Origin of the sequence: Paramicrobacterium chengjingii (assembly GCF_011751765.2) — a bacterium.
GTDB lineage: Bacteria > Actinomycetota > Actinomycetes > Actinomycetales > Microbacteriaceae > Paramicrobacterium > Paramicrobacterium chengjingii.
The window spans coordinates 1,680,653-1,697,713 of record NZ_CP061169.1 but is presented as its reverse complement, the minus strand read 5'-3'; the positions used below and the strand labels follow the sequence as shown (position 1 = coordinate 1,697,713).

Annotated in this window: 16 protein-coding genes; all 16 read left to right on the top strand. The window is 62.1% G+C overall.

The features are described from left to right. Positions 1-4 precede the first annotated feature (4 nt). The 16 genes from HCR76_RS08290 to HCR76_RS08215 all read left to right on the top strand — a co-directional run bounded on the left by HCR76_RS08290 (position 5) and on the right by HCR76_RS08215 (position 17,046). Entirely contained in the window at positions 5-433 is a 429-nt protein-coding gene (locus tag HCR76_RS08290) for a type II 3-dehydroquinate dehydratase (RefSeq protein ID WP_166989913.1), read from the top strand. A gap of 99 nt (positions 434-532) precedes the next feature. Next, positions 533-1,096: an elongation factor P gene (gene efp, locus HCR76_RS08285; RefSeq protein WP_166989911.1), complete on the top strand. Its 564-nt coding sequence runs from the start codon at positions 533-535 to the stop codon at positions 1,094-1,096. Then, the gene (gene nusB, locus HCR76_RS08280; RefSeq protein ID WP_166989909.1) at positions 1,096-1,515 is read left to right on the top strand and encodes a transcription antitermination factor NusB; all 420 of its coding nucleotides are present in this window, start codon (positions 1,096-1,098) and stop codon (positions 1,513-1,515) included. The genes efp and nusB overlap by 1 nt, the downstream gene beginning before the upstream one ends. A gap of 83 nt (positions 1,516-1,598) precedes the next feature. After that, positions 1,599-2,138 (top strand): bifunctional pyr operon transcriptional regulator/uracil phosphoribosyltransferase PyrR, encoded by a 540-nt coding sequence (gene pyrR, locus HCR76_RS08275; RefSeq protein WP_166989907.1) that lies wholly within the window; start codon positions 1,599-1,601, stop codon positions 2,136-2,138. Further along, the gene (locus HCR76_RS08270; protein WP_166989905.1) at positions 2,138-3,091 is read left to right on the top strand and encodes an aspartate carbamoyltransferase catalytic subunit; all 954 of its coding nucleotides are present in this window, start codon (positions 2,138-2,140) and stop codon (positions 3,089-3,091) included. Before pyrR ends, HCR76_RS08270 begins: the two co-directional genes overlap by 1 nt. Then, positions 3,088-4,419 (top strand): dihydroorotase, encoded by a 1,332-nt coding sequence (locus HCR76_RS08265; RefSeq protein WP_166989903.1) that lies wholly within the window; start codon positions 3,088-3,090, stop codon positions 4,417-4,419. Before HCR76_RS08270 ends, HCR76_RS08265 begins: the two co-directional genes overlap by 4 nt. Further along, entirely contained in the window at positions 4,412-4,936 is a 525-nt protein-coding gene (locus HCR76_RS08260; protein WP_166989901.1) for a PH-like domain-containing protein, read from the top strand. Before HCR76_RS08265 ends, HCR76_RS08260 begins: the two co-directional genes overlap by 8 nt. Beyond that, on the top strand, positions 4,933-6,120 hold the full coding sequence (gene carA, locus HCR76_RS08255) for a glutamine-hydrolyzing carbamoyl-phosphate synthase small subunit (RefSeq protein WP_166989899.1): 1,188 nt from the start codon (positions 4,933-4,935) through the stop codon (positions 6,118-6,120). Before HCR76_RS08260 ends, carA begins: the two co-directional genes overlap by 4 nt. Beyond that, a complete protein-coding gene (carB, locus tag HCR76_RS08250) occupies positions 6,120-9,395 on the top strand; it encodes a carbamoyl-phosphate synthase large subunit (protein ID WP_166989898.1) in 3,276 nt (1,091 codons plus the stop codon). The genes carA and carB overlap by 1 nt, the downstream gene beginning before the upstream one ends. Beyond that, a complete protein-coding gene (gene pyrF / locus HCR76_RS08245) occupies positions 9,392-10,240 on the top strand; it encodes an orotidine-5'-phosphate decarboxylase (protein WP_166989896.1) in 849 nt (282 codons plus the stop codon). The genes carB and pyrF overlap by 4 nt, the downstream gene beginning before the upstream one ends. After that, on the top strand, positions 10,233-11,204 hold the full coding sequence (gene gmk, locus HCR76_RS08240; RefSeq protein WP_244971522.1) for a guanylate kinase: 972 nt from the start codon (positions 10,233-10,235) through the stop codon (positions 11,202-11,204). The genes pyrF and gmk overlap by 8 nt, the downstream gene beginning before the upstream one ends. A gap of 7 nt (positions 11,205-11,211) precedes the next feature. After that, positions 11,212-11,469 (top strand): DNA-directed RNA polymerase subunit omega, encoded by a 258-nt coding sequence (gene rpoZ / locus HCR76_RS08235; RefSeq protein WP_166983614.1) that lies wholly within the window; start codon positions 11,212-11,214, stop codon positions 11,467-11,469. A gap of 84 nt (positions 11,470-11,553) precedes the next feature. Next, positions 11,554-12,747, top strand: a complete 1,194-nt coding sequence (gene metK, locus HCR76_RS08230) for a methionine adenosyltransferase (protein WP_166989894.1) — start codon at positions 11,554-11,556, stop codon at positions 12,745-12,747. Beyond that, positions 12,744-14,690, top strand: a complete 1,947-nt coding sequence (locus HCR76_RS08225) for a primosomal protein N' family DNA-binding protein (RefSeq protein ID WP_166989892.1) — start codon at positions 12,744-12,746, stop codon at positions 14,688-14,690. The genes metK and HCR76_RS08225 overlap by 4 nt, the downstream gene beginning before the upstream one ends. Further along, positions 14,687-15,619, top strand: a complete 933-nt coding sequence (gene fmt, locus HCR76_RS08220) for a methionyl-tRNA formyltransferase (RefSeq protein WP_166989890.1) — start codon at positions 14,687-14,689, stop codon at positions 15,617-15,619. The genes HCR76_RS08225 and fmt overlap by 4 nt, the downstream gene beginning before the upstream one ends. Then, on the top strand, positions 15,616-17,046 hold the full coding sequence (locus tag HCR76_RS08215; RefSeq protein WP_166989888.1) for an RsmB/NOP family class I SAM-dependent RNA methyltransferase: 1,431 nt from the start codon (positions 15,616-15,618) through the stop codon (positions 17,044-17,046). The genes fmt and HCR76_RS08215 overlap by 4 nt, the downstream gene beginning before the upstream one ends. Positions 17,047-17,061 lie beyond the last annotated feature (15 nt).

Genomic DNA, 17,061 nt, shown 5'->3' with positions numbered 1-17,061 from the left:
CGGTATGACGCGCGTTCTCGTTCTCAACGGACCAAACCTCGGCAGGCTCGGCACTCGTGTGCCCGACGTTTACGGCACACGCACGCTTGAGGATCTTCGAATCGAACTCAGCGCCGAGGCGCAGGGGCACGACATCGAGCTGCGGCAAACCGATACCGAAGGCGAGCTGCTGGGTTGGCTACACGAGGCCATGGATGCTTCGACGCCCGTTGTGCTCAACGCAGGCGCATGGTCGCATTACTCGTACGCGCTGCACGATGCCGTCGAGATGGTGACAACCGCCGGGGTTCCGGTGATCGAAGTGCACATCTCAAACCCTCACGCACGTGAGAAATTTCGTCATACGAGTGTGCTGACATCGGTCGCAACGGGAGTCATCGCCGGGTTCGGTTTCGACTCGTATCGGCTCGCTGTCGCGCAGCTGCTGCGCTAACCGCAGTGCCGCGCCTTTGGCGGCGCAAGTCTCTGCCGGTAAACTCGTGTGCTGGGCCAGTTTCGGCCCCTCATCTTCCACTGAACGGACATCCAATTCATGGCATCAACCGCTGACATCAAGAACGGAGCCGTCCTCAGCATTGACGGCAACCTGTGGAGCGTCATCGAGTTTCAGCACGTCAAGCCTGGCAAAGGCGGTGCCTTCGTTCGCACGAAGCTCAAGAACGTTGTCACGGGGAAGACCGTCGACAAGACGTTCAACGCAGGGACGAAGCTTGACTTCGAGAACGTCGACCGCCGCGACTACACCTACCTGTACAACGACGGCGACTCCTTCATCTTCATGAACCAGAGTGACTACGACCAGGTTCAGGTTCCCGCGGCGGTCGTCGGTGACGCAGCAAATTTCATGCTGGAGAACCAGTCGATCACCATCGCGATGCACGATGAAAACCCCTTGTACGTGGAGCTGCCCGCATCCGTCGTGCTTGAGATCACCTACACCGAACCCGGCCTGCAGGGGGATCGTTCCACGGGCGGCACAAAGGGTGCGACGATCGAGACTGGGTACGAGATTCAGGTTCCGCTCTTCGTTGAGACCGGCACCAAGGTCAAGGTCGACACTCGCACGGGTGACTACCTCGGACGCGTCAACGACTAGTGAGCGCCCGTTCAAAAGCGCGTAAGCGCGCCATCGATATTCTGTACAGCGCTGACGTGCGGCAGCAAGATCTTGTCGAAGCGCTGGGCGCCGAAGCGAAGCGCGCATCGAGCGAGCCGACTCGTGAGGCGTCGTGGCTGTACGCCCGCGACATTATCGATGGGATTCTCGAGTCACGCGCCGAGATCGACGAGCAGATCGAAACGTACTCGCAGGGGTGGACTCTCGCGCGCATGCCTGCCGTCGACCGCGCGATACTGCGGATTGGCGTGTGGGAGATTCTGCACAATGACGAGGTGCCGACGGGCGTGGCCATCAATGAAGCTGTTGAGTTGGCCAAGACGTTGTCGACGGACGAGTCGGCGGGGTTCGTCAACGGGCTTCTCGGCAAGATCGCCGAAGCTGCTGGAGCCTTCTGACGCCTTAATGATCGGCGTGAGATACCATCAGAGCACCAACAACCTTTAATGCCGTCCAGAGAGGCGGAGAAGGGAGTGGCGCATTGAGTATGCGCACAGTGCTGCAATCCGCAGACATCTCTCGAGCACTCACACGCATCGCGCATGAGATCCTCGAATCGAACAAGGGCGCCGAGAAGCTCGTCGTACTCGGCATTCCAACCCGGGGCGTCGCCCTCGCTGATCGCGTTGCCCAGACGATCAGCTCGATCTCTGGAACGACTGTCGCGTCCGGTGCACTCGACGTCACCATGTATCGCGACGACCTCGACCGGCATCCGACACGTGCTCCGGCTCCCACGAGCATTCCTGAGAGCGGAATCAATGGAGTCACCGTGGTGCTCGTCGACGACGTTCTGTATTCCGGACGCACGATTCGCGCAGCGCTCGACGCTCTCGGAGACATCGGGAGGCCGCGGGCGGTTCGTCTCGCCACCCTCATCGACAGAGGACATCGCGAGCTGCCGATCAGACCCGATTTCGTGGGGAAGAACCTCCCCTCCGCCTCGCACGAAAGAATCAACGTTCACGTACTCGAGTACGACGGTGAAGACGCCGTGACCATTGAGGAGATCGGCGACTGATGCGTCACCTGCTCACGACAAAGGACGTCACCCGCGACGAGGCGATCTCGCTACTCGACGTCGCAGAAGACATGGCCGCGACACAGCGTCGCGAGATCAAGAAGCTTCCTACCTTGCGAGGGAAGACCGTCGTCAACCTCTTCTTCGAAGATTCGACCCGCACGCGAATTTCATTCGAAGCTGCGGCGAAGCGCCTGTCGGCTGACGTCATCAACTTCAGCGCCAAGGGTTCGAGCGTTTCGAAGGGCGAAAGCCTGAAGGACACGGCGCAGACACTCGAGGCGATGGGCGCCGATGCCGTCGTTATTCGGCACAGCGCTTCCGGTGCCCCCCGCACACTCGCGTCGAGCGGTTGGATCTCCGCGGGCGTGATGAACGCAGGAGACGGCACACACGAGCATCCGACCCAGGCTCTTCTCGACGCATACACAATGCGCAAACGCGCACATGGCGAGGCCAGCAGAGGCCGTGGGCTCGATGGCATGCACGTCGCCATCGTCGGAGACATCCTGCATTCCCGGGTCGTACGCTCGAACGTCTGGCTGCTCTCGACGCTGGGCGCCGAGATCACCATCGTCGCGCCGCCAACACTCGTTCCCGTCGATGTCTCCACCTGGCCGGTCACAGTGTCGTACGACCTCGACGATGTGCTTCGCGCCACACCGGACGCCGTCATGCTTCTGAGAATTCAGGCCGAACGGATGCATGACGCGTTTTTCCCGAACTCTCGCGAATACTCACGGCGTTGGGGGCTGAATGACGAACGCTTCTCCTCACTTCCGACGAGTACGATTGTGATGCACCCTGGGCCGATGAACCGTGGCCTCGAGATCTCGGCCTCGGCCGCCGACTCAGCGCAGTCAACGGTGCGCGAACAGGTGACCAATGGAGTGTCGGTGCGAATGGCCGCGCTCTACCTGCTGCTGTCCGGCGAACGAGAGGAACTCCTGTGACGACCCCCACACAGCTCATAGCGGGCGCTCGACGTTCCGATGGGCAGACGACGGACATTCTTGTAGAGAACGGTGTCATCACCGAGATGGGCTCCGTCTCGGCCCCCGCAGGGGCAGAGCGCATCGATGCCGAAGGGCTGCTCGCGCTGCCTGGCCTCGTCGATCTGCACACGCACCTTCGCGAACCAGGCTTCGAACAGAGCGAGACGGTGCTCACGGGCACCCGAGCGGCCGCGGCCGGTGGCTTCACAGCGGTATTCGCAATGGCGAACACCTCACCCGTTGCCGACACCGCTGGTGTCGTCGAGCAAGAGCTGGAGCTCGGTTACCGTGCTGGCTATGCGACGGTACAGCCCATCGGGGCTGTCACCATCGGCCTGAAGGGAGAACGCCTCGCGGAGCTTGGTGCGATGGCGTCGTCCCGAGCGCGGGTGAGGGTCTTCTCCGACGATGGCTTCTGCGTCTCTGATCCGCTGCTCATGCGCCGCGCACTTGAGTATGTGAAGGCGTTCGGCGGTGTCATCGCGCAGCACGCACAGGATCCGCGGCTCACCGAGGGCGCTCAAATGAATGAGGGCGTGCGCTCGGCCGAGCTCGGCCTCACAGGCTGGCCCGCCGTTGCGGAGGAATCAATCATCGCGCGAGACGTCCTTCTCGCCGAGCACGTCGGATCACGTCTGCACGTCTGCCACGTTTCAACGGCTGGCAGCGTCGAGGTGATCCGCTGGGCCAAGGCCCGCGGCATCCCCGTCACCGCTGAGGTCACCCCGCACCACTTGCTGCTGACAGACGACCTCGTAGCCGGATACGACGCGCGGTACAAGGTCAACCCGCCGCTGCGAACGCAGGACGACGTCGCCGCCGTCCGCGAGGCGCTTGCCGACGGAACGATCGACATCGTCGCAACGGATCACGCACCGCATCCTGCCGAGAACAAGCAGTGCGAGTGGGATGCCGCGGCAAACGGCATGGTCGGACTCGAATCTGCGCTGCGTGTCGTCCACGAGTCCGTCGTCACGACGGGGCAGCTGGACTGGACCGATGTCGAGCGTGTGCTGAGCAGCGCACCAGCGAGAATCGGCATGTTGTCGGGCCACGGAGAACCGCTGACCGTCGGCAGTAGCGCAAACATCGTGCTGTATGACGACTCGGCTGCGGGAGAGTTCTCGCAGAACTCGCTCAAAGGACGCAGCGCGAACTCGCCCTACCTCGGTCGGCACTTGCCTGGACGGGTGGTGACGACGGTCCATAAGGGCCGGGTCACCCTCGACAACGGTGAACTGAAGGAACCAGGAGAGGTCATCCAGGAGGCGACTTTCCATGGATAGGCTCGTCCCCGGTCTCATTATCGCCGGCATTGTCGTCGTGCTCTTCAGCATGATGTGGCGTTCCTGGCGACGACGCACGGTGCGTGATGCCAATCACGGCCTGGTGCCCGTTCCCGCGCACTTCGCGCCGACAGATACCTTCGATGTGCAGTATGTCGCCACAACGCGCGCTGGTGAGCCCCTCGAACGACTCGCGTTACCCGGCCTCGGCTTTCGTGGCTTCGGAACACTGAGCATCATGTCTGTGGGCGCATCCCTCGCCGTGGCTGGCGAGCGACCTGCGTTTCTGCCTGCAGAATCACTACGGTCGGTGCACACGTCGCAGGTCGCCATCGACCGTGTTGTCGAGCCCGACGGGCTTGTCTGCATCTCGTGGACCCTTCTCGACGGCACCGAGTGCGACAGTTACGTTCGTTTGCGCGAACCCGCGGATCAGCCGCGCACTCTTGCCGCCATCTCAGACCTCATCCCGACTGACCGAGCACGCTCGGACTTTGAAAGCGAAAGCAACGCATGACCACGCAAACATCCTTCAGCCCGAAGCCTCCCGCTGTCCTTGTGCTCGAGGACGGCACCCGATTCCGAGGCGACGCGTACGGCGCCACCGGCTCCACACTTGGAGAAGTCGTCTTTGCCACGGGCATGACCGGGTATCAAGAGACCCTCACCGACCCGTCATACGCGGGTCAGATCGTCATGATGACAGCGCCACACATCGGCAATACGGGAGTCAACAGCACAGACGAGGAATCGTCACGCATCTGGGTTTCCGGCTTTGTTGTTCGCGACCCCTCCCGCGTTGTCTCGAACTTCCGCGCCGAGGACAGCCTCGACAGTGAGCTCGTGGCAGACGACATCGTGGGCATCTCAGGGATTGATACGCGAGCGGTAACCCGCCGCATCCGCGCGGGAGGTGCCATGCGCGCCGGAATCTTCTCAGGGGACACGCTCACGCTCACCGATTCGGAACAGCTTGACATGGTGCGAGGCAGCGCTGAGATGTCAGGGCTCAACCTCTCGGCAAGTGTTTCGACTCGAGAGCACTACACGCTGCCAGCGGCAGGGGAGCGCATCGGAGCCGTCGCCGTGCTCGATCTCGGCGTCAAGAAATCGACGCTGAACTATCTGGCCGAACGCGGCTTCGAGGTTCACGTGCTGCCGCAAGACAGCTCGGCAGACGAGGTTTTCGCCCTCGCCCCAGAAGCACTGTTCTACTCGAATGGACCGGGTGATCCCGGTGCATCGGATCGACACGTCGACATGCTTCGCTCGGTGCTCAACGAGGGGATCCCGTATTTCGGCATCTGCTTTGGCAACCAGCTTCTCGGGCGCGCGCTGGGGTTCGGCACCTACAAGCTCCCTTTCGGGCACCGAGGAATCAACCAGCCGGTGCTTGACAAGGGGACAGGCCGCGTTGAGATTACGTCACACAACCATGGCTTCGCTGTCGACGCTCCCATTGAGGGCATCAGCGATTCGGCTGAAGGCTACGGCCGCGTCGAGGTCAGCCACTACGGTCTCAATGACAATGTCGTCGAGGGCCTGAATTGCCTCGACATCCCCGCGTTCAGCGTGCAATACCACCCCGAGTCCGCTGCTGGTCCGCACGACGCCATGTACCTCTTCGATCGATTCCGCGACATGGTCATTGCGCAATCCGATCACACAGACACGACGAACAACGCAGGAGAGAACAACTAATGCCGAAGCGCGACGATATCAACAGCGTTCTGGTCATCGGGTCGGGGCCGATCGTTATCGGCCAGGCCTGCGAATTCGACTACTCGGGAACTCAGGCCTGCCGCGTACTGCGTGAAGAAGGTGTGCGCGTGATCCTCGTCAACTCGAACCCGGCGACGATCATGACCGACCCGGACTTCGCCGATGCCACCTATGTCGAGCCGATCTCCTGGCCGGTAATTGAAACGATCATCGCCAAGGAGAAGCCCGACGCAATTCTCCCGACGCTCGGTGGCCAGACGGCGCTGAACGCTGCAATCGACCTGCACAACAACGGCATCCTCGAAAAATACGATGTTGAGCTCATCGGTGCGAGTTTCGAAGCCATCCACAAGGGCGAAGATCGCCAGGTCTTCAAGGACCTCGTCGTCGAGTGCGGTGCTGACGTTGCGAAGTCGTACATCGCAACCGACCTTGAGCAGGCGAAAGAATACGCAAACGAGCTCGGATACCCTCTCGTCGTCAGACCGTCTTTCACCATGGGCGGACTCGGCTCCGGTTTCGCGTACAACGAGAAGGATCTGTTACGCATCGCCGGCGATGGCATTCATCAGAGTCCGACTCACGAGGTGCTTCTCGAGGAATCCATCCTCGGCTGGAAAGAGTACGAACTCGAGCTCATGCGCGATGGCTCCGACAACACCGTTGTCGTATGCTCGATCGAGAACGTCGACCCTGTTGGCGTGCACACCGGCGATTCGATAACCGTTGCTCCCGCCCTCACCCTGACGGACCGCGAATTTCAGAACCTGCGTGACATCGGGATCGACATCATCCGTGCCGTCGGAGTCGACACGGGAGGCTGCAACATTCAGTTCGCCATCGACCCGAGCAACGGTCGCGTCATCGTCATCGAGATGAACCCACGCGTCTCTCGGTCGAGTGCGCTTGCGTCGAAGGCCACAGGCTTTCCCATCGCGAAGATCGCTGCGAAGCTCGCGATCGGCTATCGGCTCGACGAGATTCCCAACGACATCACGCAGGTCACCCCGGCGAGCTTTGAACCGACGCTCGACTACGTCGTTGTGAAGGTGCCGCGCTTCGCGTTCGAGAAGTTCCCCGCTGCTGACCCTACGCTGACCACGACGATGAAATCCGTCGGTGAGGCGATGGCGATCGGTCGCAACTACGCGACGGCCCTTCAAAAGGCACTGCGGTCCCTTGAAAAGCGCGGTTCATCATTTCACTGGGGCGAGGAAAAGCGAACGGTCGACGAACTTCTCACAGAGATCGCTACGCCGACGGACGGTCGAATTGTGCTTGTGCAGCAGGCGATGCGAAAGGGCGCAACCTCCGATCAGATTTTCGAAGCCACAAAGATCGATCCGTGGTTTATCGACCAAATCGCTCTGATCAACGAGGTGGCCCTCTACATCCGTGAAGCCGCAATGCTCGACGGCACGGTGATGCGGGCGGCGAAGAACCACGGGTTCTCCGATTCACAGATCGGACAGCTGCGCGGGTTCGCCGACGAGCAGGTGCGCGAAGTTCGACATCTGCTGGGAGTGCGCCCAGTATTCAAGACTGTGGATACCTGTGCCGGGGAGTTTCCTGCGCTCACCCCGTATCACTATTCGAGCTACGACACCGAGACCGAGGTCGAGCCGAGTGACAGGCGCAAGGTGGTGATCCTCGGCTCCGGGCCGAACAGAATCGGGCAGGGCGTCGAGTTCGACTACTCATGTGTACACGCTTCGTTCGCTTTGCGGGACGCCGGCTTCGAGACGATCATGATTAACTGCAACCCCGAAACCGTGTCAACCGACTACGACACGAGTGACCGACTGTACTTCGAGCCGCTGACGCTCGAAGACGTGCTGGAAGTCATCCACGCAGAGTCTCGCTCAGGAGAGCTCGTCGGTGTCATCGTGCAGCTCGGCGGGCAGACGGCGTTGAGCCTTGCTGAAGGACTCAAGGCGAACGGCATTCCGATTCTCGGCACAACGCCAGAAGCCATCGAATCAGCCGAGGAACGCGGCCAATTTTCCACGATCCTCGACGAGGCAGGCCTGCTCGCCCCACGCAATGGCACTGCCACTAACGAAAACGACGCGCTCAGCATTGCCGAGGAGATCGGGTATCCCGTGCTCGTGCGCCCAAGCTTCGTGCTGGGTGGGCGTGGAATGGAAATCGTCTACGAGCGCAGCGCACTCGTCGATTATTTCCGCCGGATCGCCGACCAGGGAATCGTCGGACCCGACCACCCCTTGCTTGTCGACAGGTTCCTTGACGATGCGATCGAGATCGACGTCGATGCACTCTATGACGGGGAACGCCTGTACGTCGGCGGCATCATGGAACACATCGAGGAGGCAGGCATCCATTCGGGTGACTCGAGTTGCACACTTCCACCCGTCACGCTTGGAACCGTGCAGATCGATGCTGTGCGCGCGGCGACGCTCGCAATTGCACAGGGAATCGGCGTGCGTGGTCTGCTCAACGTGCAGTTCGCGATTGGTCAAGGGGTTCTCTATGTACTCGAGGCGAACCCGCGGGCATCCCGCACCGTGCCTTTCGTGTCTAAGGCGCTCGGCATCCCACTGGCAAAGGCCGCTTCGCTTGTCATGACCGGTTCCACCGTTGACGACCTCGTTCGCATCGGTCTGATTCCTGAGACAGACGGCTCACACGTGCCCATGGATTCACCCGTTTCCGTCAAGGAGGCCGTGTTGCCGTTCAAGCGATTCCGCACCCGTGACGGCGGCGTCGTGGATTCGGTGCTTGGGCCGGAGATGCGTTCGACGGGCGAGGTCATGGGGATCGACAAGGATTTCCCGACCGCATTCGCGAAGAGCCAGGAGGCGGCGTATGGAGGACTTCCGCTCGAGGGCACCGTCTTTGTCTCTGTCTCCGATAGCGACAAGCGCTCTGTTGTTCAATCAGTCCTTCGCCTGCACGAGCTGGGATTCACGATTCTCGCAACCGAAGGAACGGCCGGCGTTCTCACCCGGTACGGCATTCCCACTCGGTCGGTGAACAAGGTGAGCGAGGGTGGCGAAAGCATCGTCGATCTCATCGACCGAAACGAGGTCGACATTGTCGTGAACACGCCGAGTGGCAGCTCGGCACGAGCCGACGGCTACGAGATTCGCGCCGCAGCCGTCGCCGCGGACAAGCCGCTGTTCACCACAGTTGCCGAGCTTTCTGCCGCTGTCGCTTCGTTCGGCGCGATTCGCGCCGGGTTCAACGTGACCAGTCTGCAGGAGTACCAGCGCGCACGGGACCTCGTCGGATGACCACGGCATTTGGTGACCGCCTCGCGTCAGCTTTCGACGCGAAGGGGCGCTTGTGCCTTGGCATCGACCCACACGCCCATCTGCTGCTCTCGTGGGGGCTGCCCGACAGCGCCGACGGTGCACGACAGTTCGGCCTGCGCGCTGTCGACGCGGCGATCGGCACCGTGGGCATTGTTAAACCGCAAGTGGCATTCTTCGAACGATTCGGTTCGGCGGGCTACGCTGCGCTCGAAGACGTTCTCGCCGCGGCCCGCGCAGCGCACCTGCTCGTCATCGCCGATGTGAAGCGCGGTGAGATCGGGTCGAGTATGCGCGGGTACGCCTCGGCCTGGCTGACGCCAGGGTCGCCCCTTGAAGCTGATGCCGTCACGCTCAACCCATACCTCGGGGTAGCGGCGCTCAACGAGACGTTCGACGTTGCGCGCCAGAACGGCAAGGGCGCGTTCGTGCTCGCGGCAACCTCCAACCCAGAAGCCACGACGTTGCAACAGTCAACGACTTCGAGCGGAACAACGGTAGCTAACGACGTCGTCTCGTGGATCTCGACGTGGAATGCTGACAATGCCGCAGAGCAGTTGGGCGACATTGGAATCGTCGCGGGGGCTACTCTTGAGTTGAGCACTTTCGGAATCGACACGAATACAGCATTCGATCCGATTCTTCCGGTTCTCGCACCTGGTTTCGGATTTCAGGGTGCTCGGGTCGGCGATGCCTCGAGAATTTACGGTCAGCTTTCTCCAGGTGTGATCGTCAGCGAATCCCGAAGTATCCTGTCAGCCGGGCCTGATGATATTGCGCGCGTGGCTCTACAGCGTGCCACTGAAGTGAGGGAGTCCTTTGTCTGAACCGTCGAGTCGGCGTCCACCAGAGGTGGATCGCCTTGCCGCATCCCGGGCCGCCGTTGCTGCCAGGCGAGCACGCGCCGCCGTGAAGTCCGACGTCGCGACCGGACATCGCTCCGCTCTCGACGTTCTCGATGCCGGATTCGCCGATCCTGACGGCGTCGAAGGGCGCATGCGAATCACCGATCTGCTGATCAGCGTTCCCGCGATCGGCACGACAAAGCTCGACCGCATCCTCTCTGACCTTCGCATCTCGCGGGCAAAGCGCATCGGCGGGCTCGGCATTCACCAGCGCCAGCGCCTGACTGCCTTTCTTCAGCAGCGCGAATCGACGAACAGATCCCGGCGACGCAGTCGTCTTGTCGTTCTCGCGGGCCCCACCGCAGTCGGCAAGGGAACGGTTGCCGCGCACATTCGGGACAATTACCCGGATGTGCTTTTGAGCATCTCTGCCACAACGAGGGCCCCACGCCCCGGTGAGGTCGACGGTGTGAATTATTACTTTGTCGACGATGCAGAATTCGACCGTCTCATCGAGGCGGGGGAGCTCCTCGAGCACGCGACGGTTCATAACTCGTTTCGCTACGGCACTCCGCGCTCACCGATCGAGAAGGCACTCTCTGAGGGCACGAGCGTTCTGCTCGAAATCGATCTGCAGGGAGCACGCCAAGTACGTGCACGGATGCCTGAGGCCACACTCGTCTTTTTGCTGCCTCCCAGTTGGGACGAACTCGTGCGCAGACTCGTCGGCAGAGGCACGGAGGATGCCGTTGAACGGGCTCGTCGACTCGACTCGGCACAGGTTGAATTGGCCGCTCAAGACGAGTTCGATTTCCGTGTGACCAACACCACTGTCGGCGAAGCCGCTCAAGAAGTCGTAGAATTGATAAAGACTCGCGGCCGGGGCCCTCGCTGGGCACATCCTGACGCTGCACCAACCGCCGCAAACACCGCACGAGGAGTGTGACCAGAGTATGGCTGACAAGCCCAAGGGGATCATTGATCCGCCGATCGACGAACTGCTTTCCAAGGTCGATTCGAAGTACCAGCTCGTAATCTTCGCTTCGAAGCGCGCACGCCAGATCAATGACTATTATGCGGACCTGCACGAAGGCAGCCTCTTCGACAACGTCGGCCCGCTCGTCGACTCAACCGTCGAGGACAAGCCGCTATCCGTTGCACTGCACGAGATTAACGAAGACAAACTGGTTCTGCGTCCGATCTCTGAGTAGTTTTCTCTGGAATGTCGGTGGTGCAGCGAACGCTGGAGCCACCGACATTTCTTTGCACAGGCTCGACACCGTAGGGACCGATGAATGACCGAATTGCGACTCTTCTCCTCTGAATCCGTCACCGAGGGGCACCCGGATAAGATCTGCGACCAGATCTCCGACAGCATTCTCGATGCCCTGCTCGCGGCCGATGCCCACAGCAGGGTGGCCGTGGAGACGATGGTGACAACGGGCCTCGTGCATGTCGCAGGCGAAGTGTCCACACACGGGTACGTTGAAATACCGGCAATAGTGCGTGACGTCATTCGTGGGATCGGTTACACGTCGAGCGAGTCCGGCTTTGACGCCGATTCGTGTGGCATCTCGGTGTCGATCGGAGCGCAGTCTCCCGATATCGCGCAGGGCGTCGACGATGCTTTCGAGTCACGCGAGCAGTCATCTCTTGACCGTTACGACCGTCAAGGTGCCGGTGATCAGGGCATCATGTTCGGGTACGCGACGAACGAAACGCCCGAGCTCATGCCCATGCCCATCTGGATCGCACACAGGCTGTCTGAGCGGTTGGCCACGGTGCGCAAAACGGGGGAACTCGATTATCTGCGTCCAGATGGCAAGACTCAGGTCACGGTCGGCTACGACGGAGACGTGCCGCGTGCAGTGAAGACTATTGTGCTTTCCACTCAGCATGCCGAGCAGGTCTCGACGGAACAGCTTCGCAGGGACGTTCACGAGAGAGTAATTGCGCCGGTTCTCGAGCCTCTCGACCTCGATACCTCGTCGTACGAGCAGTTCATCAACCCAACGGGAACTTTCGTGCTCGGAGGTCCGAAGGGAGACGCCGGTCTCACCGGCCGCAAGGTGATCATCGACACCTACGGGGGCTCTGCACGACACGGTGGCGGCGCTTTCAGCGGCAAAGACCCCTCGAAGGTTGATCGCTCGGCCACCTACGCCATGCGCTGGGTCGCCAAGAACGCCGTAGCTGCCGGTCTCGCTGACCGCATCGAGGTGCAGGTCGCCTACGCCATAGGCAAGGCAGCACCCGTCGGTCTCTATGTGGAGACATTCGGCACAGGAAGGGTGCCGGATGAGGCGATCGTGAAGGCCATCAACGAGGTGTTTGACCTACGACCGGGCGCCATCATCGACCAGCTGAACCTGCTTCGCCCGATCTACGCACAGACGTCGGCGTATGGTCATTTCGGCCGCGAGCTGCCGGACTTCACGTGGGAGACAACCGACCGCGCCGCCGATCTGCGGGCCGCATCCGGGTTGTGACTGCGACCGTGCGTGTCGCGCGGGTGATTATCGATTCCCCGGTGCCGGCACTCGATCACCTCTTCGACTACGCCGTCCCCGCTCCGATGGCCGAAGACATCGATGTCGGATGCCGCGTGCGCGTCCCATTGCGCTCGGGAGGTCGTATCGCCGATGCGTATGTGATCGAGCTCACCGAATCAAGCTCGTTCGATGGCGAACTCAGCCTGCTCGACAGTCTGGTCTCCACTGTCCCCGTTCTCGCTCCCGAGGTTTGGCGAGTGGCGCGAGCCGTTGCCGACCGCGCCGCGGGGAGCGCAAGCGACGTTATTCGTCTGGCCGTTCCCAAGCGTCACGTGAGAGTCGAGAAGGCCTGGCTCGACGCACAACCGGCGGACGCCACAGTCATCCCCCAGCCACTCGCCGGCTATTCCGATGACCCGCCGATCGTCGCCGCGGGGGAGCGGGTAGCGATGGCCGCCATCCCGCAGCTCTGCATGACGTCCGATGGCGCGACGATCGGACGATGGGCCCAGTCAGCAGCGGAGCTGGCAACCCAGGTTCTGGCGCAGGGACGCAAGATCATCATCTCGGTTCCCGACTATCGCGACCAAGACCAGGTGCTCACAGCGCTGACGCCGCTCGTGCCGACCTCCCTTGTATCGAGACTCGACGCCAAGCAACCGGCAGCCCAACGCTACCGGGCCTTCCTTGATTGTCTGCGCCCGGGCCCACGGATTATTATCGGCAACCGCTCGGCCGTCTACGCACCTGCGTCAGACCTTGATGCCATTGTGCTTTGGGACGATGGTGACGATTTGCATGCGGAACCACTTGCGCCATACGTGCACGCACGGGACGCCGCTCTTGTCAGGCAGCAGGACTCCGGTTGCGCCCTCATTCTGCTGTCACACACACGCAGTGTCGAGTGCCAGCGCCTTGTCGAGATCGGCTGGTTTCGAGCTCTCGCACCAGAGCGTCATGCCCAACCTCGAGTGACGCTGACAGACCCGGCCTCGAATGGTGATGCCGCGCGCATCCCCTCGTCGGCGTGGAAGGCGGCACGTTCGGCACTAGAAAGCGGCCCCGTACTCATTCAAGTTGCCCGCCCCGGTTACGCTCCGGTCGTTGCGTGCCAGCGCTGCCGCACCGGAGCACGGTGTCGAGCCTGCGGTGGCGCTCTCGGCATTCAGCAGTCGGGGCAGCCTCCTCACTGTTCGCTCTGTGGTGCGCTGGCTGCCGACTGGCAATGCGACGAGTGCGGCGACACTCGACTGCGCCTCGTCACGCGCGGCTCGGCACGCACGACGGAAGAACTCGGTCGCGCTTTTCCCGGTACGTCCGTCATCACCTCTGACGGCGATCATCGTCTTGAACGCGTTCCCGCCCGACCCGCTCTTGTCGTCGCCACGCGAGGAGCTGAGCCCATCGCTGAAAACGGATACAGTGCGGTTCTGCTTCTCGACGGCGATCGGATGCTGGCGCGCGAAGCACTCACGATAGCGAGTGATTGCCTGCGCTGGTGGTCAAACGCAGCGGCACTTGCCGCGAACGGCGCTCCCGTGATCCTCGTCGGAGTCGGAGGTCGATTGGCAACGGCCTTCGCCACGTGGACGTCGGCGGCCTTCGCCGCGGAGGAGCTCTCCGATCGACGTGAACTCAGCTTCCCCCCGGCCGTGAGAACGGTATCGGTCAGCGGCAATGCGGCAGCCGTCGAGGCCACCGTCGCCGGTATCGACGCGGCGCTCTATCGGGATGTTCTCGGTCCGAGTGAGCTGCCAGACGGAGGGGTACGGTCAATTCTTCGCTTCGACTACGCAGCCGGTCCAGAGCTCGCGCGCTCCCTTCGAGCAGCTATCGTAGCCAACGCAACGAAACGTCGAAGAGGTCCCTCCGCCAAGGGCGGCTATCGCCCGCCGCCGACGTTGCGCATTCGCTTTGATGAAACGGAGCTCGTCACGTGAGAATCGTCTTTGCCGGCACGCCGGCTGCAGCGGTCCCTTCCCTTCAAGCCCTCGCGCTGTCGCACCACAGCCTCTGCGCGGTGATCACCCGAGAAGACGCGCCGCAGGGACGCAAACGCACCCTGACACCATCGCCCGTTGCCCTCAGAGCGACAGAACTCGGCCTTCCCGTGATCAAGGCGAATCGCCTTAACGCTGAAGTCGCAGCGCACATTGCTTCACTTGACGTCGATCTTGGCGTGATTGTCGCATACGGGGGCCTTGTCAGGGAACCGCTGCTGTCGACACCGAGAGCTGGCTGGATCAACCTGCACTTCTCGGCCCTGCCGTTGTGGCGCGGCGCGGCGCCCGTTCAGCGTGCTCTGATCAACGGTGACACGACAATCGACACGACGGTGTTTCAACTGACCCGTGGTCTTGACGAAGGAGACATCTGGTGTGCTTCGACGACGCCGATCTTCGACGACGAAACGGCGGGCGAGCTGCTTGCCCGTTTAGCGTTGAGCGGCGCCGAAGACCTCATCGCTGCTGTGGCTGGCATTGAATCTCACGCGCTCGAGCCTCGACCGCAGACCGGTAGCTCCCGTTACGCTGAAAAGCTCACACTCGCTGACGGACACCTCGATCTTCGAGAACCAGCGGAAAGCGTGTTCAACCGATTCCGCGGCGTTACACCGGAGCCTGGTGCTTACGTAACAGTCAACGGCGAACGATTCAAGATTCTTGCCGCGGCGCGCGGCGACGACGCGCCTCCGCTTTCACCGGGCACGTTTGCCCTCGTCAACCGTGAGGTGCTCGTTGGAACGGGCACCTCGCCGATCGTGCTCACACGCGTGCAACCCGCGGGGAAGGCCGCAATGAACGCGGAAGACTGGTGGCGCGGACAACGTCAGCAGGAGCTCAGCGCCGACCTGAAGGAGAACGAATGAGTGCGCAGACCCGCAGACCGGGGCCGCAGCGACCCCGAGGCTCCAACAGCATCCAGGCGAGTCGCCAGGTGGCCTTCGGTGTGCTCATGGCCGTTGATGCTGACGACGCCTATGCAAATCTTCTGCTCCCACATGACATTCGTCGCGCCAAGCTGGCGCAGGGCGATGCGGCTTTGGCCACCGAGCTCTGCTACGGCACGCTTCGCCGTCGCGGACATTACGACGCCATCATCGAACACGCATCGCATCGGCCAATCGGCCAGATCGACGTTCCCGTGCGCAACAGTCTCAGACTCGGCGCCCACCAGCTCCTCGCGATGCGTGTGGCTCCCCATGCCGCGGTTAACGAGTCCGTCGCCCTCGCACGAAAGCACGCAAGCCAATCGTCAGCGGGATTCGTCAATGGCGTGCTCCGCACCATTTCACGTGACGACGACGAGACCTGGACGGCTCTGCTCCGTGCGGGAGTCACGAACGATTCAGAAGCACTCGCAATCGAACACGCGCATCCGCCGTGGATCGTGCGAGCGTTCGGCACCGCTCTCGAGTCGGAAGGACGCGGCGAAGAACTCGAGGCGCTGCTCGCGGCAGACAACGATGCACCACGTGTCAACCTTGTCGCTTTGCCCGGGGAAGCAGCCGTGCCGGAAAATGCTGAGCCCGACAGGTATTCTCCCGTGGGGTTTCGCCTCGGCGCCGGTGATCCGGACGCCGTCGTCGGAGGTTCTGACGGGACATTGCGGGTGCAGGACGAAGGATCGCAGCTCGCCGCTCTCATGCTCAGCAGAGTGTCACCGGTAGAGCCGGGAGAGCGGTGGCTTGACCTCTGTGCCGGGCCCGGTGGAAAGAGCGCGCTCCTCGCCGCCGAAGCCGCGATCGGGGGAGCAACACTCGACGCCAACGAAGTGACGCCGGCCCGCGCCGACCTGGTGCGCCGAGCCGTCAAGCCATTCGACGACATCGTCGATGTGCACACAAGCGACGGACGCGACGTCGGCTCGCGGCATCCGAATACCTATCACCGGGTTCTCGTCGACGCTCCATGCACGGGGCTCGGAGCACTCCGCCGTCGCCCCGAAGCTCGGTGGCGCAAGCAGCCAAGCGATATTGCCGAACTCTCTGCGCTTCAGGCGGAACTGCTTCGATCGGCGATCGACGCAGCAGCTCCCGGAGGGACGATCGCGTACGTTACCTGCTCACCGCATCTGGGGGAGACACGCGCCATCGTGGGCGATGTACTGCGTCGTATGAAAGAAACTGTGACGGCGATTAACGCACCCGACGTACTGCGCAGCATTGTGGGCGACATCGATCTCGGCGAACCAGACCCGACGAGATCTCCCGCGATTCCGAACGTTCAGCTGTGGCCGCACAGGCACGGAACCGATGCCATGTATGTTGCGTTGCTCCGCAAGGCCGACTTCTGACGGATCGGTAAGATC